The sequence below is a fragment of the [Empedobacter] haloabium genome, assembly GCA_008011715.2.
In the GTDB taxonomy this organism is placed as follows: domain Bacteria; phylum Pseudomonadota; class Gammaproteobacteria; order Burkholderiales; family Burkholderiaceae_D; genus Rugamonas; species Rugamonas haloabia.
This window is the reverse complement of sequence record CP136508.1, coordinates 5,349,864-5,373,708: the sequence shown is the minus strand read 5'-3', so window position 1 is coordinate 5,373,708 and position 23,845 is coordinate 5,349,864. Positions and strand designations below refer to the sequence as shown.

Genomic DNA, 23,845 nt, shown 5'->3' with positions numbered 1-23,845 from the left:
CCGCTACGCCGCGGCAGGCGTATCCAGATTGTCGCCGTCCAGCGTGACGCGGTTGCGGCCCGCGCGCTTGCTGCGGTACAGCGCCAGGTCGGCGCGGCGCAGCGCATCTTCCCAGCTGCCGTCGCCCGCAGTGCGGCTGGCCAGCCCGATGCTGACGGTCAGCGCGACGGCCTTGTTGTCCGCATACAGGGGCGTGCGCGCGATCAGGTCGCGTACCCGCTCCGCGATGCGCAGCAGCGTGTCGTCGCTGCTGCCGGTGACCAGCACGGCGAATTCCTCGCCGCCCAGCCGGAACAGGCCGTCATAGCCGCGCAGCGCCTGCGCGGCCAATGCCGTGACGTGCCGGATAGCGCTATCTCCAACGCTGTGACCGTAGCGGTCGTTGATTGCCTTGAAGTGGTCGATGTCGAACGTCAGGAACGACAGCGCCTCCCCCGAGCGTTGCGTGCGCAGGCATTCGCGCTCGGCCACGTCGTGCAGGGCGCGCCGGTTCAGCCAGCCGGTCAGGCTGTCCGTCAGCGAGGCCTTGCGCAGTGCCAGCTCCTGGTGGCGGATGACGATCAGCGCGCAGCCCATGCCGGCGACCATCAGGAAGACGAACACGGACAGCGACCCCAGCGTTTGCAGGGCCTGGCTGCCCATGAACGTCAGGTCGGTCGTGCGGTGCCATGCGATATAGCCGGTGCGTACCAGCATCTGCAGCATGAACAGCAGTTCCAGCGCCATCAGCGGCAGGTAGGCGGGACGCGCCTCGCTGCGCGGCAGCCGCCAGATGTGCCAGACGACGGCGCCATTGATCGACACGATCACGGGCGCGAACATGAGCAGGCGGTTGGCGACGGATGCCTGCGCGAACTCGGTGCGGTGCACCAGCACGATCGCCAGCACCAGGGCCAGCAGTGCTTCGTAACGGGGCTTCAGGCCGAGGTGGCGGCGCAGTCCGGCCAGCACGCCGAAATGGCCGGCGATATACAGCGCGTTGCCGATCGCGGCGATGCTGACGTCATGCACCTGCGTCAGGCTGGCGGTGAACGCGACCGCGTTCGACGAGAAAAACAGCAGTCCCGCCAGCGACCAGTCCACCAGGCCGGCGGCGCGCGAGCCGGCGCGATACAACAGGAACATGGTCGCCGCCATGATGCCCGCGGCCAGGCCCGAAGCGACGATCAGCGTGAAGGCGTCCATGATCCCCTTGTGAAATCTTTCATTGAAAGTACACAAGTATACGTGTGGAAAGTGGCGCTAATGCTCACACATTGTCACTTTTGGTAACGCCACCACAGCAAATCGTGAAAAGATTCGAGTCGCCGCCAGGGCAGCAGGGGCTGTCCCCGGGTTTTCATGGCGGAGCTGGCGCCGATGGCACGCCGCGGATGAAAACCGGGGACAGTCCCCTTGCCTGGAACGGTTATTTCCTTTGCGCGGCGGTCTGCTCGCGCACGGCGCGGAACTCGGCGTCCTTGGCCCAGTTCGGCCAGCTGCTGCCGTCGGCCAGGTCGCGGCCCAGGCTGTACAGCAGGCCCAGGTCGCGTGCCATGCCGGTGAAGGGCCACTGCGCATTCCATTCGTCCGATGGCTGGTGGTAGTGGTCGGTCACGTAAGTCTCCTCGACCTTCGCGCCAGCCGTCTTGCCGCCGTCGATCAGGTCTTCACCCGAACCGAACGAAATCGCCGGCACGCCGCGCTTGGCGAACGGGAAGTGGTCGGAACGGAAGAAGTGACCCGCCTCCGGCTTCGGATCGGGCGCGTAGGTCATGTCGTACTGCCTGGCCTTGGCGACCAGCTGGTCCAGCAGGTCCAGCTTGGCACTGCCCGAGATCGTGAAGTCGCGCGCCGGGCCGTACGGGCTCAGCGCATCCATATTGATGACGCCGACCGTCTTCTCCAGCGGGTACAGCGGATTGGCCGCATAGTATTCGGACCCCAGCAGGCCTTTTTCCTCGGCCGTCACGGCCAGGAAGGCCACGCCGCGCTGCGGTGCCGGCGCCTTGGCATAGGCGCGCGCCAGTTCCAGCAGGGCGGCGATGCCGGTCGCGTTGTCGACCGCGCCGTTGTAGATCCGGTCGCCCTTCGCGTCCGGCAGGCCGACGCCGAGGTGGTCCCAGTGGCCGCTGTAGATGACGGTTTCGTCCGGCCGCTTGCTGCCCTCGATACGGGCGGCCACGTTTTTCGACTTGATGACCTGGGCGTCCACCGCGTAGTGGGCCGACAGCGTGATGCCCTTCAGCGGCACCGGCTTGAAGTCGCGGCGCTGCGCCTGCTTCTTCAGCGCCTCGAAATCGAGGCCGGCGCGCTTGAACAGGTCCACGGTGACGTCGCGCTGGATCCAGGCCTCCATCGGCGCATGGGCTTCGCGCGGCGCCTTGCGCACGATGTCGTACATGACATTGGTGTTCGAGTTCTTCACCGTCGCCCAGCCGTAGGAAGCCGGCGCCGTCTCGTGCACGATCAGGGTGCCCAGCGCGCCGCGGCGGGCCATCTCTTCGTATTTGTACGTCCAGCGGCCGTAGTAGGTCATGGCCTTGCCGCCGAAATCGCCTTGGCCGGTCTCGAAGTCGGCATCGTTGATCAGCACGACGGCCAGCTTGCCCTGCAGTTCCACGCCCTTGAAATCGTCCCAGTTGCGCTCCGGCGCCGTGGTGCCGTAGCCGACGAAGACCAGCGGCGCGTTCTTGAAGTCGACCAGCTTGGCACCGTTCATCGCGGCGCGCACGGCGATCTGCTCGCCCTGCGTGAAGGACTCGCTCTTCTTGCCATCGTGCAGGGTCAGCTTGACCGGGCCCTTGATCTCGAAGCGGCCCAGCGGCACGTCCTGGGTCCAGCCGCGCTTGCCATTGACGACGTCGCCGCCCGGCTGCAGGCCGGCCGCCTTGAACTGCTCGACCAGGTATTCGACGGTCTTGGTTTCGCCGGCGGTATGCGGGCCGCGGCCCTCGAACGCGTCGGACGCCAGCACCTTGACGTGCTGCGACAGGCGCTGCGCGTCGAACTGCGGCGTGGCCGGGGTGCTCTGTGCCTGCGCCGCGAACGCGGCGGCCAGCAGGGTGACCAGCAAGACTTTCTTCACTGACGATTCTCCTCGATACGGAACTGCGATGTTGAATTGTGAATTCGGGAATGCAACGTTGCCAAGTATCTTCTTTCTGGTCGCGCAGGTCAAAGTTTCCGCTGGCGGGCCGGGGCATTTGCTATGCTGGCGGTTTGCGGCCGGCGCGTTGCCGGCCACGTTTTTACGGAGCAGCAGATGGTCTCGTTGCAGGAGCAACTACTCAAGGCGGGCCTGGTCGACAAGAAGAAGGTCAAACTGGTCAACCAGGACAAAAGCAAACAGGCGAAGGTGGAGCGCCGCACGGGCACGCAAAGCGTGGACGAAGCCAAGCTGGCCGCGCAGGAACAGCAGCGCAAGGCCGCCGAACGGGCGCGCGAGCTGAACGCGCAGCGCGACGCGGCCGCCGCGCAGAAGGCCATCATGGCGCAGATCGCGCAGATGGTGCAGCAGAACCGGCAGAGCAAGGGCAACGGCGACATCGCCTACAACTTCACCTTCCAGAACAAGATCGAACGCATCCATGTCTCCAGCGCCGTGCGCGAGCACCTGGTGGCCGGCCGGCTCGTCATCGTGCGCCTGGGCGAGAACACGGAGCTGGTCCCGCGCGTCATCGCGGACAAGATCGCCGAGCGCGACCCGGCGCTGGTGGTGCGGGTCAACAAGCCCAGCACCGAGGTCGATCCGGATGATCCGTATGCGGCTTACCAGATTCCGGATGATCTGATGTGGTGAGTCGGATGGCCGGTGCGGCAAACAAGCCGGGGTCTGTCCCCAGCGGGGACTGACCCTGAAGTTCACCGCCGATGTCACGCCAATCTCGCAAACTTCGGGGTCAGTCCCTTGCAGGGACAGACCCCACGAGCCACCCGAGCGGTGGCTTTTTTTGCGCCCGTCGCCCAGCTATTGAACCGAGGAAAGACCAAATCACGCGTCAAACGTGCGTTTGTCCTGGACAAATCCGCGTAAAATGGCTCCCATCACTGGTTCAGGAGCGGTTCAAATGAACGACATCACCCCGATCGACGGCACCGACCGGCCGCCGCTGGCCTACCGCAGCGGCGTGGCGGCCCGCCTGGCCGGCCTCAGCGTGGAAACGCTGCGCGTGTGGGAGCGGCGCTATAACTTGTCCGATACAAAACGCTCGGAGCATGGCCAGCGGCTCTACACCGCCGAGCAGGTGCGCCGGCTGGCGCTGCTCAAACAGCTGGTCGACCAGGGGCACCCGATCGGCACGCTGACCGGGCTGTCGATGGACCGGCTGGAAGAACTGACGGGTGTGCGCGCGGCACTGCCGGCCGCTTCGGCCCCGGTGCGCGTGGCCGTCATCGGCGAAAGCCTCGGCCGGCGCATCGCCGCCTCCGGCCACCTGCCGGGGCTGGACGTGCTGCGCCACTGCGCCCGGCTGGAGGATGCGGCCCTGCTGGCGGGCGTCGCGGCGGACGTGCTGCTCGTCGAGTTGTCCGAGCTGGAAGTGGAGGCGGTGCCGCTGATCGCGGCCGCACGGCGCCAGACCGACGTCGGCGCGGTTGTCGTGCTGTACCGCTTTTGTGCCAGCGCCACGATCCGCGAGCTGCGCGCGCATGGCTGCCTGGTGGCGCGCGTGCCCGCCGAGATGGGCGAACTGGCGCTGCTGTGCCGCGCTGCGCTGGCGGGGCAGGCCGTCGCCTTGCCGGAGCGCCCGGCGCTGGTGCAGCCGGCCCGCTTCGACGAGCGCGCGCTGGCCACCATTACCGCGGCCGGCAATCGCGTCATGTGCGAATGCCCGCGCCACCTGGCCGACCTGCTGCTGATGGTGGGATCGTTCGAGCGCTACAGCGCCCGCTGCGCGGCGGACAGCCCGTCCCACGCGCCGCTGCATCGCGAGCTGGAACTGGCGGCGGCCCGCGCCCGCACCCTGCTCGAGGGCGCGATGGAGCGGCTGGCCCTGGCGGAAGGGCTGCCGCTGCCGGCACCGGGCTGACGGCGCATCACGCGGCGGCCGGCAGGCGGTCGCCCGACCATGCCGCCGCGGCGTGCGCCAGCAGCGTCGCCTCGGCGTCGGCCAGCTTGCCGTCGGCATCGGCGATGCGCGACATGGCGGCCAGCAGCCGGCGCCGCAGCGCGGCATCGCGCACTTCAGCCAGCATCAGGTCGAGCGCCTCGGGCTCCAGCTCCACGTTGCGTTGGCCGGCCGCGTCGATCAGCATGTCCTCGCACAGCTCTCCCATCAATTCCTGGAAGGTGTCGAAATCGATGTCGATCTGCGCCAGCACGCCGGTGCGCGCCAGGGTGCGCAGTTCGGCCGGGGCCAGGTCGCCGTCGACGATCATCGCCAGGGCCAGGATACGGGCGGCAGCACGCGGGCTGTCGGTCGGATAGGTACGCATTGCTTACTCCTTCGATTGGTTACGCGTTACATACAGGCTGGCCACTACGCTGCCAGCGATCAAGGTGGCGACGACGGCCAGCGACACGTGCACGGGCAGGTGGACCCACGGCAGCAGCAGCATCTTCGCGCCGATAAAGCACAGCACCAGCGCCAGGCCATACTTCAGCAGGTGGAAACGGTCGGCGATGTCGGCCAGCAGGAAATACAGTGCGCGCAGGCCCAGGATCGCGAACAGGTTCGACGTAAAGACGATGAACGGGTCCGAAGTGATGGCGAAGATCGCCGGGATCGAATCGACTGCGAACACCAGGTCCGTCGCCTCGATCAGGATCAGCACCAGGAACAGCGTCGTCACGTGGCGCACGCCGTTGTGGCGCACGAAGAATTTCTCGCCATGGTCGCCCGGCGCCACCGGCAGCACGCGCCGCGCCAGGCGCAGCACCGGATTGTTCTGCACGTCCGGCTCATGGTCGGCGGCCCACATCATGCGCACGCCCGTCACCAGCAGGAAGGCACCGAACAGGTACAGCACCCACGAGAACTCGCTGACCACCCAGGCGCCGGCCAGGATCATCACGGCACGCATGACGATCGCGCCCAGCACGCCGTAGATCAGCACGCGGCGCTGGTACTCGGGGCGCACCTGGAAGGCCGAAAAGATCAGCAAGAAGATGAACACGTTGTCGACCGACAGCGCCTTCTCGATCAGGTAGCCGGACAGGAATTCGAGCGCCTTCTGCTCGGCGATTTCCGGCCCGACGCTGCCCTTCAGGTACCACCACAGGCCGGCGTTGAACAGCAGCGCCAGCGTGAACCAGCCCAGCGACCAGGCGCCGGCTTCGCGCACGCTGACCTTGTGCGCCTTGTTGCCGCCGAAGACCCACAGGTCCAGCGCCAGCATCACCAGCACGAAGCCGACGAAGCCCGCCCACATCGGGGCGGTGGCGATGTTCTCGATCGTGTCCATTGCTCTCTCCTGCGCGTGCGGTGGTTAGTGTCCGGTGTCGCCGCCGCTGTCGGCCGGCGGCAGTTTCTCGTGGCTGAAGCGGCGCTGGCGCGCCAGCTGGCGCGAGACGGCGTGGTCGGCCCTTTCGGCCGCCCTGTCGATGGCAGCATACAGGTTTTCCTCGGTGTCCTCGATCAGCACGGACTTGCGACCGTTGGGCAGGCTGACCTGGATCTTGCAGCGTTTGTCGCGGCCGCCGCGCGGACCGTTGATGTCGGACAGCCAGACGACCAGCCGGCGCGCCAGGGACCAGCCCAGCGCGAACTGCAGCCGCCGCTTGACGTAGGCCCGCAGGCTGTCGGTCAGTTCCAGGCCATTCGATTGAATCTCGATCTGCATCGCCATGATGTTCCTCCTTGGTGGTTGAAACTTCATGGTAGGGACGATCGATCGTTCGTACAATTCGAATATAATTTCTTAACGCATCGAGAAAATCGATGTGTTGGCATGCTTGAAAAACGCCCGGGAGAAACCATGGCCACGCTCAACTACAAGCATTTGCGCTACTTCTGGATGGTGGCGAAAAGCGGCAGCATCGCGCGGGCGGCGACGCAGCTGCACCTGACGCCGCAGTCGATCTCGGGCCAGCTGACGGAGTTCGCGGACACGCTCGGGGTCGAGCTGTTCCGCCGCGTGGGCCGCCGCCTGGAGCTGACGGAAACGGGCCGGCGCATCCTGCGCCATGCCGAGGACATCTTCAGCGCCGGCGACGCGCTGCTGGAAACGGTAAGGGACCAGTCGGCCGCCAGCGCGACCGCGTTCCGGGTCGGCGTTTCCGACTCCGTATCGAAGACGGTCGCCTGCCAGCTGGTCGCGCCCGCGCTGGCGCTGGCCGAGCCGATCCGGCTGATCTGCCGCGAGGGACGGCTGGCCGCGCTGCTGGCCGACCTGGCCGTGCACAAGCTGGACATGATCATCGCCGACCGTCCGATGCCCAGCCACCTGAGCGTGCGCGGCTACAACCACCTGCTGGGCGAAAGCGAACTGGCGGTGTTCGGCGCGCCAGCCCTGGCGCAAACGCTGGACGGTCCGTTCCCGGCCTGTCTGAACGGTGCGCCGCTGCTGCTGCCGGGCGAGGACTTCGCCGTGCACGCGCGCCTGATGCGCTGGCTGCACGACCACGTGCAGCGCCTGCACGTGGTCGGGGAATTCGATGACAGCGCGATGATCAAGGCCTTTGGCCAGTCGGGCGTCGGCTTGTTTTTTGCGCCCGGCGCCATCGCCCAGCACATCTGCGGCCAGTATGGCGTGCTCCTGCTGGGCACGATTCCCAGCCTGCGCGAGCAGGTCTACGCGATCACGTCCGAGCGGCGCTTGAAACATCCGGCCACCCAGGCGATCAGCCAAGCGGCGCGGCAGACGCTGGCGGGGTAGGCGACGTACCGAGAAACCGGCGCTTATCGCGGAAGCTGAGGCGCCACCCCCGGATCGCCATTGCCGCCGTCGACATTGCCGAAGTAGACGCGCAGGTCGTCGGCCGGCCGGAAATTGCGCAGGCGCACCTGGTAGGTGAGGTTGTCGATCTTGCGGAAGGTGCCGGGGAAGCACAGGCTGACGAGTTCCTCCGGCTTGCGCTTGACGATGTTGAGCGTGAAGTCCTCGATGCCGGACTTCCACGTGTTGCCCGTCTTGAGGATGTATTCGACGTGCTCCGCCGCCAAGTGGTCGGCGCCGTTGGCGGCGCGGCGCCAGCCCTTCAGGAACGCCGCGTCGGCGCAGTAGCGCTGCGTGAAGCCCTGGTCCAGCACCCAGGCCGCCGGGCCGCCGGCCACGAACGGGCGGTACCGGTGCTGCACGCGCACGATCTCGCCGGCGGGGAAGCGCTGGCGCCACACGTAGCTGACCTGTACCTTCCACTGCGGCTCGTCCGGTTCATCCATGCCCTCGGCCAGCAAGCCACGTTCGCGCAGCACCCGTTTCTGGGCGGCGGTGAATGGCGGCAGAGGGTGGCCGGCCAGCGTTTCGTTCAGGCCGATGCGCTCGCTGGACAGCCCGGCCGCGCGCAATTCGGCCGTCACATCCTTGCCGTCGCGAAGGGCGCGCAGCACCGGGGTAAAGGGCACCGGCCGGCCGTTCACGGTCACGGAAAAATTCGCCGGCTGGCCATAATAGTCCGGGTAGGGGCTTTCGGCCGCGCCATATGCCGGCAGCGGGAAGGCGATGGTTTCCTCGACGTCGGCACCGCTCTCGTTGACGAATTCGTAGTCCACGCTGATCAGGTCATGGCTGACGGTCAGCACTTCCTTTTTCATCGCGATGGCGTCGGTTTTCTGGAAAACGATGCCGCCGGCGCTGACGGCCGCCACGCCGTCGTTGGCGCAGGCCAGCGCGGGCAGCAGCACGGCGGCGCCTGCGGCGACCCGCAGGTGAACTGGGATTTTCATGGGGTGCTAAGCGAATGCATGGTCAAATGGACGCCATTATCTCATCGCGGAGAACCCATCATGACGCAGACATTCAAGGCCGGCGACAAAGTGGAATGGCATTCGTCGCAAGGCACCGTGCAGGGCACGGTCAAGAAAAAGCTGACCTCGCACACCAGTATCAAGGGCCACGAGGTGGCGGCATCGCCCGACAATCCGGAATACCTCGTCGTCAGCGACAAGACGGGGGCGGAAGCGGCGCACAAGCCCGATGCGCTGAAGAAAATATAAGCTTGCTTTTGTGCAGTAACGTACGGAACGCGCGCTCGTCCTGGCAGATGATGGCTTCACCAACTTTCAAAACATCGACGAGGAGAGCAATCATGGGTAAATATTTCCTGGCCTGGATCCTGGGCGTGCCGGGCATCGTGCTGGTGCTGTTGTACCTGTTCTTCAATTGAACGTCATGCCGTTCGATCCCCAACGCCACCCACGGGTGGCGTTGCTTTTGGCGGCTCAGCCAGCCGCCGTCTGCCACTGCCGCAGGCCGGCAATCGCGTCTTCCTTGGACTTCGCCTCGATCTCGATCCACGGCGCGCGCGCGTAGGCGGCCGGCATCGTCGCGATCAGGTCAGAATGCTGGCGGTCGTTGAACGATTCACGGCCGTTCGAGATGTGCACCAGCTGGTGCTCCGGCACGGCCCAGGTGGTGCGCGCCTTGTCGAACCATTCCGTCACGCTGGGATCGTCGTAGCTGTCCAGCTTCTCGTGCACGATGTGGTGGTGGGCGTCGAACACCATCGGCACGCCGCTCTGGACGCAGGCCTCGTGGATCTCGGCCGCGCTGTACGCATACTCGTCGTTTTCCAGGCCGAGGCGGCAGCGGATCGCGTCCGGCAGGGCCAGGATGTTGCGCACCAGCGTGTCGGTGCGATTGGCCTTGCCGCCGTGGATTTCCAGCAGCGCCCACGGCGTGCGCGGCTGGCCCAGCAGGTCCATGATGTCCGCATGCATCTGCAGGATCTTGACGCTGTTGGCGACCACGTTTTCGCTGTCGGAACTGAGCACCACGAACTGGTCGGGATGCATGACGAGCCGGATGTTGCGCTCGCGCGCCCGCGCGCCGGAGCGGGCCAGCGTGTCGGCGAAGCTGGCCAGCAGGTCGCGGCCCAGGTCGTCGTCGGCAAACGGGAAGATCGACGATGGAATGCGGTACAGGCCGATGTTCTCGCGCTCGCAATAGCGCATGGCCGTGTCGAAGGCCTGGATATTGCTGCGGTAGATATCGTCGAGCAGCTTCTGCTGGGTGTCCGGCGACTGTTCCAGCAAGCGCTTGCGCGTGATGGTGCGGTACTTGATCTCGTTCGAGACCGTGACGCAGACGAGTCCGAGATGTGGTGGCATGGCGCGATCGGTGACGGTGGTCGGACGCCGATCTTAGCAGCCCCCGGCGCCCGCGCGCGCCAGACAAGCGTGTCCTGGCGCCACGTTTGACCCGCTCTTGTTATGCTGGTGCCGCTCACTTGGAGGAAGCCGTGCAGAAGACCTTGATCATCATCGGACTGCTCATTGCCGCCGTTGGCCTGGCCTGGCCATGGCTGGGCAAGCTGCCGTTCGGCCGCCTGCCCGGCGACATCCACATCGTGCGCGAAGGGGGCGGTTTTTACTTCCCCATCGTTACCTGCCTCGTCATATCGGTCGTCGTCTCGCTGGTCATCTGGCTGCTGCGGCGCTGAAGCAGCGCCTTGACCGCCGCATCCATCTCGGCATAACCGCCTTCGCCGATCTGCGTGTGGACGATGCGGCCGCCCTGGTCGATCAGGTAGGCGGCCGGCCAGTACTGGTTCCTGAAGGCGTTCCAGGTGGCATAGTCGTTGTCCTGCACGACCGGGTAGGTCAGGCCGAAGCGCTTGGTGGCGGAACGAACGTTGTCCGTGCTGCGCTCGAAGGGGTACTCCGGCGTGTGCACGCCGATCACCACCAGGCCTTGGTCCTTGTACGTCTCGTACAGCCGCGCCACGTGCGGCAGCGTACGGATGCAGTTGATGCAGGAGTAGGTCCAGAAGTCGACCAGCACGACCTTGCCGCGCAGCTGCCGCAAGCTCAAGGGCGGGGAATTGAGCCAGGTCTTGACGCCGGCCAGTTCCGGCGCGGGACCGCGGTCGCGCAACGGTGGCGTGGCGGCTTGCACTGGCGCCAGGTGCAGCAGGGCGGTCAGGGCGATGGCGAACAGGGGTGTCTTCATATCAGGCCTCCGATGCAAGGTTGGTCAGCCAGGCGGCTGCCAGGGTGTCGTATTGGAAGTACATGGCCAGCGCGGTGGCGGTGATGAGCACGCCGGCCACGCCGCGGATCGCATGGGCATGGCGTGCCACGTGCCGCACGTACGTCTGCGCCAGCTGGCCGCCGTAGGCGATGGCCAGCATCGGGATGGCGGCGCCGCTGGCATACAGGAGCAACAGCAGGCCGGAGCGCCCCGGGCTGTGCGCGGCCGCCACCAGCGCCAGGATCGCGGCGAACGCGGGCCCCGCACAGGGCGTCCAGACGATGCCCAGGCCGGCGCCCAGCACCAGGGCGCCCAGGTTGCCGGGGCCCGCATGACGGCCGATGTCGATGCGGTTCAGCAGCGGCGCGAGGCGGACCGCCAGCAATTCGAAGGGACGGGACCACAGCATCGAGATGCCGAACAGCGCCAGCAGGACGATGGCGCCATTACGCAAGGCTCCCTGGGCCAGGCCGAGCGTGTCGGCGAAGGCGCCGAACAGCAGCGCGCAGCCGGCAAACGTCAGCACGAAGCCGCCGGCGATGAACACCGGCCGCCAGCGGCCCGTGCCGGAGTTCATCCCAGCGCCCAGCAGGATCGGCAGCATCGGCAGGATGCAGGGCGCCGCTACCGTCAGCAGGCCGGCCGAGAAGGCCAGCGGCAGGTCCACGTTCACGGCATGCCTCCCGCGGCGCGGCGCCACGTCTGCGCACCCGCCATGGCCGGCATGCCCAGCGGCCGCAGTTCCAGCTGGTCTGCCGCCACCAGGCGCAGCTCGCAGTCATAGGTCTGGCCGTTCTCGCGGTTGTAGACGCGGCCCTGCCATGTGCCGTCGGCAGCCGGCCGCAGGTCCGTCAGCAGCCGCATGCCGAGGGCGGGCCGGCTGTCGGCGGCCTGCATGGGCTGGCCGGGATGGCTCATCGAACGATTGCCCAGCACCTTGCTGACGGTGCCGCACAGGGCTTCGCCGCAGGGCGCGATCTCGACTTCGAGGTTGCCGCTGGCGGTGATCCAGCGGCCCTGTTCGGGCAGGGGGGCCGCGTGCAGCGGCAGGGTGGCCAGCGCAAGCGCGCCGGCGAGCAGGCGGATGGACAGTGACATGGCGACTCCTTGTCAGGTTGCCGGCCAGCTTGGCCGGTGACGTCATTGGACGCCCGCCGCGTGTCCGGCATGTGTCGAGGGCCGGGCCGTTTTGCATCCCAATTTGTCCAGAGCCGGGCCGGACACATTGCGACATAAATCTGTTCCGGGCCGCCGCCGGAATGCGCTATAAAGCTGGGTATGCCTACTTCCGACCATATCCTGATCGTCGACGACGACCGCGAGATCCGCGAGCTGCTGGCGGCCTACTTGCGCAAGAACGGTTTCACGGTGTCGCTGGCCGCCGACGGGCGCCAGCTGCGCGCGTTGCTGGAAGACACGCCCGTCGACCTGCTGGTGCTGGACCTGATGCTGCCTGGCGAAGATGGCCTGAGCCTGTGCCGCGCGTTGCGGGCGGGCCGCCACCAGGCGCTGCCGATCCTGATGCTGACGGCGCGCGACGAGGAGGCCGACCGCATCCTCGGCCTGGAGATGGGCGCGGACGATTACCTGACCAAGCCCTTCGCGGCGCGCGAGCTGATGGCGCGCATCCAGGCCGTGCTGCGACGCACGCGCATGCTGCCACCCAACCTGCGGGTCGCGGAAAGCGCGCCGCTGCTGCGCTTCGGCGACTGGCGCCTGGACACGACCGCCCGTCACCTGCTCGATGCGGACGGCACGATGGTGGCCTTGAGCGGCGCCGAGTACCGCCTGCTGCGCGTGCTGCTCGATCATCCGCAGCGGGTCCTGAACCGCGACCAGCTCCTGAACCTGACGCAGGGCCGCGGCGTGGAGATCTTCGACCGCTCGATCGACCTCTTGGTCAGCCGCCTGCGCCAGCGCCTGCGTGACGGTGCGCGCGCGGCGCGCTACATCAAGACGGTGCGCAACGAAGGCTACGTGTTCTGCGCGACCGTCGAGCCGGCGCCGTGATACGCGGGCCGCGCACGCTGTTCGGCCGGCTGGTCGCGATCCTGCTGTGCGGCCTGGTGGCGGCGCAGGCCCTGACGTTCGGCCTGCTGTGGTACGAGCGCATGACGGCGTCCCGCACGATGATGTATGCCTACATGGGACGCGACGTGGCCAGCTCGGTGGCCATGCTGGAGCGGCTGCCGGCCGGCGAACGGGCGGCGTGGCTCGCCATGCTGGAACGTCGCAACTACCACTATCGCCTCGGTGTCCCGCTTGGCCGGCGCGGTCCGGCGGCACCGGACGACGCGGCTGCCGCCAGCGTGGCCAGGTGGCTGGGACCGCGCTACCGCGTGGACGTGGCCGCGACCGCGCCGGACGGGCCGCGTCGCCTCGTCGTCGACCTGCGCGATGGCACGCCGCTGGCGATCGAGTTCGCGCCGGCCGGCATGCCGCTGGCGCAATGGCTGCCGGCGCTGCTGCTGGCACAGCTGGGCGTGCTGGGACTGTCGTGCTGGCTGGCGGTGCGCGTCGCGACCCGCCCGCTGGCCCGGCTGGCGCAGGCCGCCGAGGCGCTCAGCCCTGCCCGGGCGGCGGCGCCGGTGCCGGAGGAGGGCCCGGCCGAAGTGGCGCAGGCGGCCCGCTCGTTCAACGCCATGCAGGCGCGCATCGCCCGCCACCTGCAGGAGCGCACGCGCATGCTGGCCGCGATCGCGCACGACCTGCAAACGCCAGTCACGCGCATGCGCCTGCGCACGGAGCTGATGGATGACGAGACGGAACGCGACAGATGGCAGGCCGACCTGGCGGCCATGCAGGCGCTGATCAAGGAAGGGATCGCCTACGCCCGCAGCGCGCACGCGGCGGCCGAGCCGGCGGTGCGCTTCGACCCGGATGCGCTGCTCGATGCTGTGGTGGCCGACTATGCCGATGCCGGCCGGGCCGTCTCGCTGCATGGCACGGTCGGGCAGCCGCTGGTGTCCAGGCCGCAGGCGCTGCGTCGGATCGTGACGAATCTGGTCGACAATGCATTGAAATTCGCAGGCGCCGCCGACATCGTGGCCGGGCTGACGAACGGCGGTGTGACGATCGCGGTGCTGGACCGGGGGCCGGGCATCCCGGCCGGGCAGCTGCACGCGGTGCTGCAGCCGTTCTACCGGCTGGAAGACTCGCGCAATGCGGAAACGGGCGGCAGCGGCCTGGGGCTGGCGATCGCGCAGGAGCTGGCCGAGGGGATCGGCGCGGTGCTGACGTTGTCGAACCGCGCCGAAGGCGGCCTGCGCGCGCAGGTGACGCTGCCGCCGGCGCAAGGCCAGGCGGCAGCCAAAGGCGATTAGAAGTAGTAGTTGGCCGAAATGCCGAGGTGGCTGCCGTTGACATCACCGCGGTAGCCGGATTTCTTGAACTTCTCGTTGACGTAGCGCATCTTGACGCCCAGTTTTGGGCTGTAGAAGTACTCTGCTTCGATCAGGCCGCTGGTGGTGTTGTCGAACTTGAAGTCCATGCCGTCCAGGACGCCGCTGCTGGAGATCTTCGGCTTGCTGGTGTAACGCACGCCGGCGCCCACGCGCCACTCTTGGTTGATGTGGTAGTAGCCGACCAGTTCGACCGGGAAGCGCTCGAAGCGCACGTCGCCGTTGTCGCCGCTGCTGTTGTTGACGTGGTAGTTGACCGTGCCTTGCAGCGAGAAGGACTCGCTGATGCGATAGTCGGCGCCGGCCGTCAGGTACACCAGGCCGCCAGCCCGCAGGTCTTCCGAGTGACCGTCGGTGAACTCGACGGTGGTCAGTTTGTCGCCACCGAAGCTGAGGCCCGCGCCGACCATGAAACGCAGTGGGGATGCCGTTTGGGCCTGAGCAGCGGCCGTCAGGGCGAACAGGGAGGCGAAAGCGAATACGAACTTCTTCATTGCAAAAAACTCTAGTCAGTTGGGAAGGGCGGTACTGTAACGGTTTATTTTCACAAATGCAATTCGAAGTTCCCAAAATCATTATTTTGTGTCGCGTTTGCGGTAATCGACGCGCCTTGGCGAATATATTGGGGATCGCAATCCCGGCCCGATCTCTGTATGATGAATATTTACAAAAAATAAAGATTTAGTTTTCCCATGCTAATAGTGACTCACAACGGCAAGTTCCATGCCGACGACGCCTGGGCCGTCGCCGTCCTGCACATCCTGTATCCGCAGGCCGAGATCGTCCGGACGCGCGACCAGGCGATCATCGACCGGGCCGATTTGGTCGTGGACGTCGGCGGTGTCTGGGAGCCGGCCAGCGGGCGCTTCGACCATCACCAGAAGGGTTTCAGCGGTGCGCGCCAGAGCGGCGTGCCGTACGCCAGCGCCGGGCTGGTCTGGCGCGAATTCGGCGGGCAGTGCGTGCGCTCGGTCGCCTTGACGCACTGCGGCCACGAGCTGTCCGAGGACAAGGCGCGCGAGCTGGCCTATGCGATCGACAGCGATATCGTGCAATACCTGGACCTGTCGGACGTGGGCGCGGCCAAGAACGCGCCGGGCGGCTATGGCCTGTCGGCCGTGATCTCGGGCTTCAACCCGAACTGGCTCGACGAGCAACGACTGGGCTACGGCGAGCCGGCGGAGGCGTTTCGCCTGGTCGAGTTCCGCCGCGCGATGGCGTTGCTGACGGACGTGCTGGTGAACTCGGTCAAGTACCGCGTCGGCGCGCTGCTGGCGGTGCAGCAGGTGCGCCAGTCCGAGGCGCTGGAGGGCGGCAGGGTGCTGTTCCTGAAGAACAGCGCACTGCCGTGGACCCAGCTGGTCCGCAAGGAAATGCCGAAGGTGCTGTTCGTGATCAGCCACAGCCTGGGCGAGCAGCGCTATCTGCTGCATACCGTGCCGGTCAGTGCCGAGAGTTTCGAGGCCCGCGCCGATTTGCCCGCAGCGTGGGCGGGCCTGCGCGACGCGGAGCTGGCCGCCGTCACCGGCGTGCCGGACGCGATTTTCTGTCACAACGGCCGCTTTATCGCGGCGGTGAAATCGTACGAGGGGGCGCGCGAAATGGCGCGGCAGGCGCTGCAGGCGCTGGCGTAGGTGCGCAGCTCAGCTGCCGCCGGCACGGCGGCAGCGCTCCGAGCAGAACTTCACGTTGTCCCAGTCCCGTGCCCACTTCTTGCGCCAACTGAACGGCAGGCCGCAGCGGGCGCACAGTTTGGTGGGCAGGTCGGCCTTCTTGCGCATCTTCATGGCGCCATCTTCGTTCAGTCCAGGGTAGAACACAGCAACTTCAAGTCATCCGAGCCGGCTGGCGCGCCCAGTTCGGCCGTGACAGCCAGGTCGAGCGTGGTCAGGCGCTCCGGGTCGGTGCCGATGGCATACAGATGCTTGCCGTCCGGTGCGAACTGCAGGCCCGTCGGCTTGCCGTCGTACGGATAGGATGCCACGATGTAGCCGGTACGCAGGCTGACCACCAGGACGCGGCCGCCGGCGGCAATGGCCAGGCGACTGGCGCTGCGATCGATGGCGACTGGCGCCGCCCATACGCCCTGGCAGAAGTGCGAGGTCGTCTCGACCTTCTTGCTGGCCAGGTCGACCCGGTCGATGGCGTCCACCCCCACCACCCAGGCCTTGCCGCGCGCGGCATCGAAATAGGCGCCGTTCATGTAGCCCGAGGTGATGCTGACATCCGCCACTTCGGCCAGGGTAGCGGCGTCCAGCACCACCAGGCGCGACAAGCTCTGATCGAGCACCCAGACTTCACGCTCCTGCGCCGCCAGCCAGATGCCGGCCGGGTGGTATTCGTCCAGGCGGTTCTTGCCGAAGGCCGCGGAGCGGGCAGCGATCTTGCGCGTGCCCAGGTCGACCGCCACGACGGTGTTGTCGGCATCGTTGAGCACATAGACACGCTGGCCCGCTCGATCGGCCGCCACGGCGCGCGGCACTTTGCCGGTCTTGAGCGCGCCCGTCATCGTCCCCGTCTGCAAGTCGACGATGCCGATGCCGTCCTTTTCCATCGACGCGGCATAAGCGGTGCGGCCGTCCGGCGCCAGCGCCAGCGCGTTCGGATTGTTCGGGAAGCAGGGCGGATGGGCGCACCCGATCATCATGCCTTGCGTGCGCGGCCCCTTGATCCACGGCCCGCCGGTACGCCCGGCCAGGTCGATCACCTGCACCGCGTTCCAGCCCGCGGTGACGGCCACGCGCTGGGCGTCCGGCAGCAGGTACAGGCTGTGAGGGCGGTGCTCCAGCGCGATCGACGTCCCGGCCGCGACTTCGTCCGTCTCGGTGCGCGGGCCGCGCTTGCGTTCCTCGACAATGGCGGCCAGGCGCTCTTTCTTCTTGCGCTCGGCCAGTTCCTTCTCCGCACGCTCGGCCTTCTCCGCGGCGTGCACTTCCCGCAGCATCTGCAGCCCTTCGGACGGCTCGATGCGCAGTGCCGCCACCAGCGCGGCGACCGCGCCGGCGCAGATCAGCATGCCGGCCAGCGTGCTTTGCAGCCGGCTGGCACGGGGCGAGACCATGGCAAAGGCGCCACCCACGATAAAGCCGCCGACCAGGCCGCCGACGTGGCAGGCATTGTCGATGCCGGGAATGGCCGAGCCGATGACGAGGTTGATGACGATGGTCTGCACCAGCGGCCCGCCGATCTTCACGTCTTCATGGGGATCGTTGTGCCAGCTGGCCACCAGCCAGTCGGCCAGGTAGGCGCCGGTCAGGCCCATCAGCGCGCCGGACGCGCCGGCCGCGACCACCTGGTTGAACGGGTCGGCATGCCACAGGGCGCTGACGACGCTGCCGGCCAGGCCGGACAGCAGGTACACCAGCAGCAGGCGCACCGGCCCGAAGCGGCGCTCGGCCATGGCGCCGAACGACAGCAGCATGTACATGTTGACGGCCAGGTGCATCAGGCCGATGTGCAGGAACATGCTGGTCAGGAGCCGCCACGGCTCGTCGGTCAGCGAGTAGACCGCCAGGTTGGCACCCCAGCGCACCAGGTCGTCGGAGTTCGGGTCAAGCCAGTCCAGCCCGGCTGCGACCTGGATCAGGTACAGCACGATATTGATGGCTATCAGGGCAAAAGTGACGACGGGGGCGCGGGGCGGCTGGACGGCAACGGTCATGGCAACATAATAGTTAGAACAGCCGGGCAGGTTAATTCAAACTTGCAGTTTCGGCAAGTAACATTGCTGCCGCGCCTAGCCGATGTTTTTCTGGCGCGCCTTGCTGAGCGCCCCCCCACGCTTTGCGATAGGACCATTCAACCAGCTCCGTCAAATACTCGGCGGGGAATGCTTCGACCCGCACCACGGTAATCCAGTGAAAACGCCCCATGTAGCGGGCCGGTTTTACGCCTGGCATGTCGGTCAGTTCGAGAAAGCGCTCCGGTGCGACCCGCACGCTGAAGCGCCATTGTTCCGGTTCGCTGGTCTTGAAATAGGCGAAGTTTTTGCCGCCCACCGAATAGGTGAGGATATTGCTCGGGGCGCCGTGCAGCGTTTCGACCGCACCGCCGAATGTTTTACAAAATGCCTTGAGTTCGTCTACGGTCATGGGAAGAGGTTGTTCAACATTATTGTCGTTATATTAACTGAGGCATCGGCGGCTGGTACAAATAAACCGGCGCTGATACATCTCCAAATGTTGCATTGCTCAATTAATCGGGACATAGTTCTGCCATGTCCTCCGCCACGCTCAACCTGCATGCCTGGCCAGCCGACGGCCCCGAACCGATCGCGGCCTGCGTCGTTTCGATCGACCTCGAGGTCGGCCGCGACAGCGGGCGCATTCACCGGTTTGCCGGCGTCCACGGCAAGCATCGCCGTGACGTCGCCTTCCCGCCCGGGACGCTGCCCGAGGCGTTGCGCGCCCTCGACGGTCTCGCCGACGAGGCCAGCTACGTGCTTGGGCACAACCTGATCGCCTTCGACCTGCCGCAATTGCGTGCCGCCCAGCCCACCCTGCGGCTGCTGGCCAAGGATGCGATCGATACCTTGCGCCTGAATCCGCTGGCGTTCCCGCGCAACCCCTACCACCACCTGGTCAAGCATTACCACGACGGCAGCTTGCTGGGGAACTGCCGTAACGACCCCCTGCTCGATGCGGGCCTGGCGCTGCAGGTGTTCGCCGACCAGGTCGACAGCCTGACGAAGATGGCCGGCGAGTCGCCGGACCTCCTGCTGGCATGGCATTGGCTGACGACGGAGCGGCGCGGCGTGGGCGGCCTGGATCACTTCTTTACCGAGGTACGCGGGGCGCCAAGACCGGACGCGCCGGACGCCGAGGCGGCCCTGCGGCGCCTGCTGGCCGATGCCGGCTGCGCCCAAGCGGGCGCCGACCTGGTCGCGCGCGCGCGTGACCATGCCTGGCCGCTGGCCTATGCGCTGGCGTGGATCTCCGTGGCGGGCGGCGATTCGGTCATGCCGCCGTGGGTACGGTACCAGTTCCCTGTAACGGGAAGGCTGATCCGGCGGCTGCGCGACACGCCGTGCGGTTCGCCGGCTTGCCGTTGGTGCGAGCGCGAACATGACTCGCTGCGTCAGCTGCGGCACTGGTTCGGCCCAGGATACACGTTCCGGCCGGAGCCGGTGTACGGCCCCAGCGGCCGTCCGCTGCAGCAGGAGATCGTCGAGGCGGCGATGCGCGGCGAGCATGCGTTGGGCATCCTGCCGACCGGCACCGGCAAGTCGCTGTGCTACCAGGTGCCCGCGCTGTCGCGCTTCGTGCGCACCGGGGCCCTGTCCATCGTCATCTCGCCGCTGGTGGCGCTGATGGAGGACCAGGTCAATGGACTGCGCGCCCGCGGCATCCACGGCTGCGCGGCCATCAACGGCCTGCTGTCCATGCCCGAGCGCGCGGATGTGCTCGACCGGGTACGCCTGGGCGACGTCAGCATCCTGCTGATCGCCCCGGAGCAGCTGCGCAACAAGAGCGTGCGCAAGGTGCTGGCGCAGCGCGAGGTCGGTGCCTGGATCTTCGACGAAGCGCACTGCCTGTCGAAATGGGGCCAGGATTTCCGGCCCGATTATCGCTACGTGGCGCGCTTCATCCGCGAAAGCGTCGAGGCCAGCCCCGGCAAGGAGATGCCACTGATCCAGTGCCTGACCGCCACGGCCAAGCCCGAGGTGGTGGCCGACATCGTCGGCCATTTCCGCGACAAGCTGGGGATCGAACTGCGCTTGTTCGACGGCGGCGCCAAGCGGGACAACCTCGACTTCGAAGTGCTGGAAACCACCGAGGACACCAAGTTTGCCCATGTGGCCGCGCTGATCGAACGGGAACTGCCGGCGCATACCAGGGATGGCGCCATCGTCTATTGCGCCACCCGCAAGCAGGTCGGCGCGTTGGCGGATTTTTTGCGCGACAAGGGTATGGCCGCCGCGCCCTACCACGCCAAGCTGCCGCCGGAACTGAAGAAGGACACGCAACAGGCCTTCATCAAGGGCGAGTTGCGCGTGATCGCGGCCACCAATGCCTTCGGCATGGGCATCGACAAGCAGGATGTGCGGCTGGTCGTGCACGCGGACATTCCCGGCTCGCTGGAAAACTACCTGCAGGAGGCGGGGCGGGCCGGACGCGATCGCGCGCAGGCGCGCAGCGTGCTGCTGTACTGCGCCGACGACGTGGAGCGCCAGCACGGCATGTCGGCCGCGTCGCGCCTGTCGCGGCGCGATATCCAGGGCGTGCTGCGGGCGCTGCGCCAGCTGCAGCGCAAGAAGGACCGCGACCAGGTGCTGGTGGCCACGCCTGCCGAGATCCTGGAGGAGGATGAAGAGGGCAAGTTCAAGCGCGACGGCAATACCGACGACACGAGGGTCCGGACCGCCGTCGCCTGGCTGGAGGAAGCCGGGCTGGTACGGCGCGAGGAAAACGCGGTGCAGATTTTCCCGTCGTCGCTGCGCGTGAAGAACCGCGACGAGGCGGAGCGGCTGCTGGGCGATCTCGAGCCGGCTTACCGGCAGCGCTGCATGCGGTTGGTGGAGCTGCTGCTGGCGGCGGGCGCCGACGAGGGCCTGTCCACCGACGAACTGATGGCCGCCTGCGGCTTCAGTGCCGACCTGCTGCGCGAGACCCTGTTCCTGTTCGACCGCCTGGGCATCGCCAGCAACGACATGGCGATGACGGCCTTCGTCCACGTGGGGGTGGAAAACTCGTCGAAAAAACGCCTGCGCGAAGCCGGCGTCCTGGAAGCGGCCGTGATCGCCGCGCTGAAGGAGGAGGCACCGGATTTCGGCGTCGGCGACAGCGCGCCGCTGCACCTGCGGCTGCTGACGCAACGCCTGAAGGACCAGGGCCACGCGGTGCTGCCGCAGCGCGTGCGCCAGGTCATTGCCGGGCTGGCGGGCGACGGGCGCGACGGCGGCGACGGCAAGGGCAGCCTGACCCTGAAGCGCGGCGCCGACCCGGAAACGCTGCACGTGCTCCTCAACCGGCCCTGGCCCCGGCTGGAGCAGATCGCGGAGCGGCGCCGCGACGCCGCCGAACGGCTGCTCGATCATTGGCTGTCCACGCTGCCGCAGGGCGCCCGCGGCGTCGACCAGCTGGCGGAAACCACGGTGGGCCAGCTCACCGCCAGCGTGGCCGGCGACGCACTGCTGGCCGCCGCGACGACCGACCTGCGCAAGCTGGTCGACCGCGCCTTGCTGTGGCTGCACGAACAGGACGTGCTGCGGCTGAACAAGGGGCTGACGATCTTCCGTTCGGCCATGACCTTGCACCTGGAAAGCAACTGGAAACTGCAATTCGAGAAGAGCAACTACCTGCCGCTGGCGCAGCATTACGAGGAACTGACCCGGCAGATCCACATCATGGCCGAATACGCCGAGCGGGGCTTGCGCCAGATGGCGGACGCGATCCAGCTGGCGCTGGACTATTTCCAGTACGAGCGCGAGGAGTTCTGCCGGCGCTGGCTGCCGGGCAGGGAACCCGAACTGGCGCGCCAGACCACGCCGCAGTCCTGGAAGGACATCGTCGAGACGCTGGCCGCGCCGCACCAGCGCAATATCGTGGCGGACGATCGCGAGAGCGTCAACGTACTGGTGCTGGCCGGCCCGGGCGCGGGCAAGACGCGCGTGCTGGTCCATCGCATCGCCTACCTGATCCGCATGCGGCGCGAGAATCCGCAGGCAGTGCTGGCGCTGGCCTATAACCGCCACGCGGCCCTGGAGATCCGCAAGCGCCTGGCCGCACTGATCGGCGACGACGCGCGAGGCGTCACCGTGCTGACCTGCCACGCCCTGGCCATGCGATTGGTGGGCACCAGCTTCGTCCATCGCGGCGGCGAGGAAGGCGACTTCGATGCCGTGCTGGCCGAGGCGACCGCGCTGCTGGAAGGGCGCGGCCTGCCGCCGGAAGACGCCGACGCGCAGCGCGACCGGCTGCTGGCCGGCTTCCGCTGGATCCTGGTCGACGAGTACCAGGACATCGGCCCCGGTCAATATGCGCTGATCGCCGCGCTGGCCGGCCGCAAGCGCAGCGACGAGGACGGGCGCCTGAACCTGTTCGCCGTCGGCGACGACGACCAGAACATCTATGCGTTCGCCGGCGCGTCGATCGAGTACATCCGCCGCTATACAGAAGACTACAAGGCGCGCCAGGAGCAGCTGGTCGAGAACTATCGCAGCACGCGGCACATCGTCGCGGCGGCCAACCTGGTGATTGGCCGTGCCGGGGATCGCATGAAACAGCAGGCGATCCGTGTCGATACCCGGCGCGCCAACGCGCCAGCCGGCGGCGCCTGGCAGCAGGTCGATCCGGTGACCCAGGGCCGGGTGCAGGTGCTGCCGGCCGGGAAGGACGCGCAGGAGCAGGCCCTGGCCATCTACACGGAGCTCAAGCGCATGCTGGCGCTCGGCCTCGATCCGGCCCGCACGGCGCTGATCGCGCGCCAATGGAAGTACCTCGACCCGGTGCGCGCGGCCCTGGAAGCGGCCGGCATCCCGGTCAGCATGGCCGACGAGGAGGCGCCGTCGCTGTGGCGCCTGCGTGAAACCCAGGCGTTCCTGGCTCATCTGGACGCGCACTGCGCGGCCAACGGCAAGCGCTTGCTCAAGACGGACGACTTGCGGGCCTGGCTGGCCCAGCGCGACGACTCGCCCTGGTGGCCCGTGCTGCGCGAGGCGGTCGACGCATTTGCCGCCGACACCCAGGAAGCGGAAGTGTCGCTGGCCCGCTTCCAGGAGTGGCTGGCCGAATGGGGCCGGGCCAGCCGCCAGCAGCAGGGCGGCGTGCTGCTGCTGACGGCGCATCGCGCCAAGGGCCTGGAGTTCGACCATGTGTTCGTGCTCGATGGCGACTGGCGCGGCGGGCAGGGCGAGGACCCCGACGCGGCCCGGCGCCTGTATTACGTCGCCATGACGCGCGCCAGGTCGACGCTGACGCTGGCCCGCATGGACCCGGGCAACCCGATGATCGACGCGCTGGGCGAGCATGCCTGCCTGGTGCGCCGGGCACGTACCTCGTGGCTGCCCGCCCCCGGCCCGCTGGCCCGCCGCTTCTGCCTGCCGGGCCAGCGCGACCTGAAGCTGAGCTTTGCGGGCTGGAAGGAGGCCAACAGTCCGGTGCACCGCGCCATCGCCGCCTTGCGCGTGGGCGACCCGCTCGATTACGTCGACGACGAACAGGGGGCCAGGCTGGAGGCGGGCGGCGTGATCGTCGGGCGGTTTGCGAAGAGCTTCCAGCCACCGGCCGGCATGCGCTGCGTGCTCGCGCGGGTGCGCGCGGTGCTGGTCTGGCGCAAGTGCGACAACGCGCCGGAATTCCAGGTGCGCTGCCAACGGGACTGTTGGGAAATCGTCATGCCCGAGCTGGTGTTCGAGCGTTGACCGTGCCTATAATCGATTCACTCTAACCGCG

The 23,845-nt window shown here is 67.4% G+C and carries 23 protein-coding genes; 9 read left to right on the top strand and 14 right to left on the bottom strand.

All coding sequences use genetic code 11. From position 1 onward, the window contains the following. Positions 1-3: 3 nt before the first annotated feature. Complete coding sequence (locus E7V67_023315; protein WUR12590.1) at positions 4-1,185, bottom strand: GGDEF domain-containing protein; 1,182 nt, start codon at positions 1,183-1,185, stop codon at positions 4-6. 223 nt (positions 1,186-1,408) lie between these two features. After that, entirely contained in the window at positions 1,409-3,067 is a 1,659-nt protein-coding gene (locus E7V67_023310; protein ID WUR12589.1) for a M28 family metallopeptidase, read from the bottom strand. 177 nt (positions 3,068-3,244) lie between these two features. Here E7V67_023310 and E7V67_023305 point away from each other — a divergent pair, with 177 nt between their 5' ends. Beyond that, on the top strand, positions 3,245-3,781 hold the full coding sequence (locus tag E7V67_023305; GenBank protein ID WUR12588.1) for a DUF2058 domain-containing protein: 537 nt from the start codon (positions 3,245-3,247) through the stop codon (positions 3,779-3,781). 268 nt (positions 3,782-4,049) lie between these two features. Beyond that, positions 4,050-5,009, top strand: a complete 960-nt coding sequence (locus E7V67_023300) for a MerR family transcriptional regulator (GenBank protein WUR12587.1) — start codon at positions 4,050-4,052, stop codon at positions 5,007-5,009. Positions 5,010-5,016: 7 nt separating this feature from the next. On the opposite strand, the gene E7V67_023295 is transcribed toward E7V67_023300, so the two are convergent. From E7V67_023295 to E7V67_023285, 3 genes are read right to left on the bottom strand one after another with little or no spacing between them, the layout of a single operon-like run. Further along, complete coding sequence (locus E7V67_023295; GenBank protein WUR12586.1) at positions 5,017-5,415, bottom strand: TerB family tellurite resistance protein; 399 nt, start codon at positions 5,413-5,415, stop codon at positions 5,017-5,019. Between the two features lie 3 nt (positions 5,416-5,418). Next, positions 5,419-6,384, bottom strand: a complete 966-nt coding sequence (locus tag E7V67_023290) for a TerC family protein (protein ID WUR12585.1) — start codon at positions 6,382-6,384, stop codon at positions 5,419-5,421. Positions 6,385-6,408: 24 nt separating this feature from the next. Further along, positions 6,409-6,768, bottom strand: a complete 360-nt coding sequence (locus tag E7V67_023285; GenBank protein ID WUR12584.1) for an HPF/RaiA family ribosome-associated protein — start codon at positions 6,766-6,768, stop codon at positions 6,409-6,411. 129 nt (positions 6,769-6,897) lie between these two features. Here E7V67_023285 and nhaR point away from each other — a divergent pair, with 129 nt between their 5' ends. Then, positions 6,898-7,797, top strand: a complete 900-nt coding sequence (nhaR, locus tag E7V67_023280) for a transcriptional activator NhaR (GenBank protein ID WUR12583.1) — start codon at positions 6,898-6,900, stop codon at positions 7,795-7,797. A 23-nt stretch (positions 7,798-7,820) separates the two neighbouring features. On the opposite strand, the gene E7V67_023275 is transcribed toward nhaR, so the two are convergent. Continuing rightward, complete coding sequence (locus E7V67_023275; GenBank protein WUR12582.1) at positions 7,821-8,807, bottom strand: DUF4424 family protein; 987 nt, start codon at positions 8,805-8,807, stop codon at positions 7,821-7,823. Positions 8,808-8,867: 60 nt separating this feature from the next. Between E7V67_023275 and E7V67_023270 the strand changes: the two genes are divergently transcribed. After that, on the top strand, positions 8,868-9,077 hold the full coding sequence (locus E7V67_023270) for a DUF2945 domain-containing protein (GenBank protein WUR12581.1): 210 nt from the start codon (positions 8,868-8,870) through the stop codon (positions 9,075-9,077). A 225-nt stretch (positions 9,078-9,302) separates the two neighbouring features. Here E7V67_023270 and uvsE read toward each other — a convergent pair whose 3' ends face one another. Further along, positions 9,303-10,190 (bottom strand): UV DNA damage repair endonuclease UvsE, encoded by an 888-nt coding sequence (uvsE, locus tag E7V67_023265; GenBank protein ID WUR12580.1) that lies wholly within the window; start codon positions 10,188-10,190, stop codon positions 9,303-9,305. A 131-nt stretch (positions 10,191-10,321) separates the two neighbouring features. On the opposite strand from uvsE, the gene E7V67_023260 reads away from it, so the two are divergent. After that, positions 10,322-10,522, top strand: coding sequence for a DUF2905 domain-containing protein (locus tag E7V67_023260; protein ID WUR12579.1), 201 nt, complete (start codon positions 10,322-10,324; stop codon positions 10,520-10,522). Here the strand turns inward: E7V67_023260 and E7V67_023255 are convergent. Genes E7V67_023255 through E7V67_023245 form a run of 3 tightly spaced genes read right to left on the bottom strand, consistent with a single transcriptional unit; the run spans position 10,450 to position 12,150 of the window. After that, on the bottom strand, positions 10,450-11,031 hold the full coding sequence (locus E7V67_023255) for a thioredoxin family protein (protein ID WUR12578.1): 582 nt from the start codon (positions 11,029-11,031) through the stop codon (positions 10,450-10,452). The genes E7V67_023260 and E7V67_023255 overlap by 73 nt on opposite strands. A gap of 1 nt (position 11,032) precedes the next feature. Then, positions 11,033-11,725: a cytochrome c biogenesis CcdA family protein gene (locus E7V67_023250; protein ID WUR12577.1), complete on the bottom strand. Its 693-nt coding sequence runs from the start codon at positions 11,723-11,725 to the stop codon at positions 11,033-11,035. Next, entirely contained in the window at positions 11,722-12,150 is a 429-nt protein-coding gene (locus E7V67_023245; protein WUR12576.1) for a DUF2147 domain-containing protein, read from the bottom strand. The genes E7V67_023250 and E7V67_023245 overlap by 4 nt, the downstream gene beginning before the upstream one ends. Before the next feature lie 180 nt (positions 12,151-12,330). Here E7V67_023245 and E7V67_023240 point away from each other — a divergent pair, with 180 nt between their 5' ends. Both E7V67_023240 and E7V67_023235 read left to right on the top strand, forming a co-directional pair. Further along, positions 12,331-13,062, top strand: a complete 732-nt coding sequence (locus E7V67_023240) for a response regulator transcription factor (protein ID WUR12575.1) — start codon at positions 12,331-12,333, stop codon at positions 13,060-13,062. Continuing rightward, a complete protein-coding gene (locus tag E7V67_023235; GenBank protein WUR12574.1) occupies positions 13,059-14,375 on the top strand; it encodes an ATP-binding protein in 1,317 nt (438 codons plus the stop codon). The genes E7V67_023240 and E7V67_023235 overlap by 4 nt, the downstream gene beginning before the upstream one ends. Here the strand turns inward: E7V67_023235 and E7V67_023230 are convergent. Next, on the bottom strand, positions 14,372-14,947 hold the full coding sequence (locus E7V67_023230) for an outer membrane beta-barrel protein (protein WUR12573.1): 576 nt from the start codon (positions 14,945-14,947) through the stop codon (positions 14,372-14,374). The genes E7V67_023235 and E7V67_023230 overlap by 4 nt on opposite strands. A 198-nt stretch (positions 14,948-15,145) precedes the next feature. On the opposite strand from E7V67_023230, the gene E7V67_023225 reads away from it, so the two are divergent. Continuing rightward, positions 15,146-16,087 (top strand): MYG1 family protein, encoded by a 942-nt coding sequence (locus E7V67_023225; GenBank protein ID WUR12572.1) that lies wholly within the window; start codon positions 15,146-15,148, stop codon positions 16,085-16,087. A gap of 9 nt (positions 16,088-16,096) precedes the next feature. Here the strand turns inward: E7V67_023225 and E7V67_023220 are convergent, their stop codons facing one another. The 3 genes from E7V67_023220 to E7V67_023210 are packed head-to-tail and all read right to left on the bottom strand — an operon-like array spanning position 16,097 to position 18,544. Further along, positions 16,097-16,240, bottom strand: a complete 144-nt coding sequence (locus E7V67_023220) for a DUF2256 domain-containing protein (GenBank protein WUR12571.1) — start codon at positions 16,238-16,240, stop codon at positions 16,097-16,099. 14 nt (positions 16,241-16,254) lie between these two features. After that, on the bottom strand, positions 16,255-18,114 hold the full coding sequence (locus E7V67_023215; protein ID WUR12570.1) for a rhomboid family intramembrane serine protease: 1,860 nt from the start codon (positions 18,112-18,114) through the stop codon (positions 16,255-16,257). Between the two features lie 31 nt (positions 18,115-18,145). Further along, positions 18,146-18,544 (bottom strand): MmcQ/YjbR family DNA-binding protein, encoded by a 399-nt coding sequence (locus E7V67_023210; GenBank protein WUR12569.1) that lies wholly within the window; start codon positions 18,542-18,544, stop codon positions 18,146-18,148. A gap of 125 nt (positions 18,545-18,669) precedes the next feature. Here E7V67_023210 and E7V67_023205 point away from each other — a divergent pair, with 125 nt between their 5' ends. Next, complete coding sequence (locus tag E7V67_023205) at positions 18,670-23,814, top strand: RecQ family ATP-dependent DNA helicase (GenBank protein WUR12568.1); 5,145 nt, start codon at positions 18,670-18,672, stop codon at positions 23,812-23,814. Positions 23,815-23,845 lie beyond the last annotated feature (31 nt).